The following is a 2,462-nucleotide window of genomic DNA, read 5'->3' as shown; positions in this document are numbered from 1 at the left end:
GATGTCCTTGCTGGAGATCACGTGCTTATCGCTTGTGATACGGGCGTCGTTGACGGCGACCGCACCGTTGCCGATGGCGCGCCGGACCTCACCATTCGATGCTGCAAGGCCGGCCAGCACGAAGGCGTTGAGCACGCCGATACCGGCCGACAGATCCTTTTGCGAAACCGGCATTGTCGGCAGGGACAAGGATGTGGCGCCTTCCTCGAAGGTCTTCCGCGCTGTCTCGGCCGCCTGATCGGCGGCGGTGTGGCCATGCACCAGCGCCGTTGCTTCGGTGGCGAGGATTTTCTTTGCGTCGTTGATTTCGTTGCCCTTCAGTGAGGCAAGGCGCGCAATCTCATTCATCGGCAGGACGGTAAAGAGTTTGAGGAAGCGAACGACGTCGCCGTCCTCGGTGTTACGCCAGTATTGCCAGTAGTCGTACGGGCTCACCTGACTGGCGTTTAGCCACACCGCACCGGCTGCGGTCTTGCCCATCTTGGCGCCGGACGACGTCGTTATCAGAGGTGCGGTCAGGGCGAATAGCTGCACGTTCTGCATGCGACGGCCAAGATCGATACCGTTGACGATATTGCCCCATTGGTCGGAGCCGCCCATCTGCAGGATGCAGTCGTGGCGTTTGCTCAACTCGACGAAATCGTACGCCTGCAAAACCATGTAGTTGAATTCGAGAAACGATAATTCCTGCTGGCGATCGAGGCGCAGCTTGACTGAGTCGAACGAGAGCATCCGGTTGACCGAAAAGTGCCGGCCCACATCACGCAAGAAATCGATGTAGTTGAGCTTATTCAGCCAATCAGCATTGTTCGCCATGATGGCATTGCCGCCGGCGCCTTCGAATTTGAGGAATTTGGAAAATATCGCCCGGATGCCGGTGAGATTGCCGTCGATCATCTCGTCGGTGAGGATCCGGCGACTTTCATCCTTTCCCGACGGGTCGCCGACGCGTGTCGTGCCGCCGCCCATCAGCGCGATGGGCCTATGTCCGGTCTGCTGCAGCCAGTAGAGCATCATGATCGGCAGCAGCGAGCCGACATGCAGCGACGCGGCGGTGCAATCAAATCCGATGTAAGCCGTAATCGCGCCGGCCTTCGCGCGCGCATCCAGGGTCTCGGGCTCCGAGACCTGATGAATGAAGCCGCGCTCGGCCAGGACGTTCAGGAAATCTGATTTATACGCACTCATTTTGGGCTCTCGTGCCGCGGCCTTGTCGCATGCGTCGGGTGGTGTAACAGGTCCGCCGTCGGATTCAACAATACATGGCGCCGGCAAGCAGGAGGCAGGGTCTGGTTTGGGGGATGGTCGACAGACACCCTCGAGGCGCAGACCTTGGCGAACCTTGCCGTGCGTACCTTAGACGACCTTCCGATCACTCTTCCGAAGGCGACCGGTGCGCCGCAACCAAGTGGCGTCGTCGCGCGGCCCTGGATTGTTTGCGACGACCCGCAACTTCCTCTTCAGGAAGGCCGCACAAAAACCCGCGCCGAACTGCCGATAGTCATTGGTGATTTCTTCGCCTTTGCGGATCGTGCGGCTGGCGACGATGTAGCCGTTGTGCCAATGGGTGTTGGCCTTGTCGGAGTGGTTCATATGATGATCGTGATCGATCGTCAGCAGAATCTCGCCGTCCACCCGGTATCCGTAGTTCCAGATGTAGTCCCGCGCGGGCTTGGGCAGTTTGGCGAACTGGGTGGGTGAGTAGACCCGATCGAATCCATCGACGAATCGCCAGACCTTCGTGCCCCTGCGAATGACTTCGCCTGCAAAAACACCAAGGCCGTGAATGGCACTTTTATCAAGATAAGTTTTGACAAGAAGCATGTTCGTTCCGCGGACGGTTGTCCGCGTGTCGTCGATTCCCCCGCCAGACACGAACCAAGCGTTGCGACCTGGGCTTCCGCCGAACTTCTACGCAGCCGGCTTGCGCTCTGTCTTTAGCCGCTTGTCGAGATAGGCGCTGATCGAAGTAAGCAGCGCTTCGACCTTGCCGTCAAAGAAATGATTGGCGCCTTGCACAACCTTTTGCTCGATCACTATTCCCTTTTGGGTCTTGAGCTTGTCCACCAACGTCGTCACGTCTTTGTGAGGGACGACGGCGTCCTTGTCCCCATGAATGATGAGGCCCGAAGAGGGGCAGGGAGCGAGGAACGAAAAATCATAAAGGTTGGCCGGTGGGCAGATCGAGATAAAGCCCTCAATTTCGGGGCGGCGCATCAAAAGCTGCATTCCAATCCAGGCTCCAAACGAAAAGCCCGCGATCCAGCAGCTCTTGGCCTCCGGATTAATGGTCTGCGCCCAGTCAAGCGCGGCTGCGGCGTCCGACAGTTCGCCCTGTCCGTGGTCGAATGAGCCCTGGCTGCGACCAACGCCGCGAAAATTGAACCGCAACGCCGAGAAGCCGCGGTGCACGAAGGCGTAGTAGAGCTGATAGATGATTGGATGATTCATCGTCCCGCCGA

3 protein-coding genes are annotated in these 2,462 nt (G+C 58.7%); all 3 read right to left on the bottom strand.

The window, feature by feature from the left end; translation table 11 throughout:
• On the bottom strand, positions 1 to 1,188 hold a 1,188-nt coding region (gene tyrS / locus VN623_RS06620), incomplete at its 3' end, for a tyrosine--tRNA ligase (protein ID WP_325569356.1).
• A 168-nt stretch (positions 1,189 to 1,356) separates the two neighbouring features.
• The gene (locus tag VN623_RS06615) at positions 1,357 to 1,824 is read right to left on the bottom strand and encodes an SET domain-containing protein (RefSeq protein ID WP_325569354.1); all 468 of its coding nucleotides are present in this window, start codon (positions 1,822 to 1,824) and stop codon (positions 1,357 to 1,359) included.
• 87 nt (positions 1,825 to 1,911) lie between these two features.
• Positions 1,912 to 2,462, bottom strand: a 551-nt coding sequence (locus VN623_RS06610; protein WP_325569353.1) for an alpha/beta hydrolase, incomplete at its 5' end; no start/stop codon positions are given.

It is taken from the genome of Hyphomicrobium sp., from assembly GCF_035572195.1.
GTDB lineage: Bacteria > Pseudomonadota > Alphaproteobacteria > Rhizobiales > Hyphomicrobiaceae > Hyphomicrobium_B.
Note: the sequence above shows the minus strand (reverse complement) of the source record. Positions and strands in the feature narration are given on the sequence as shown.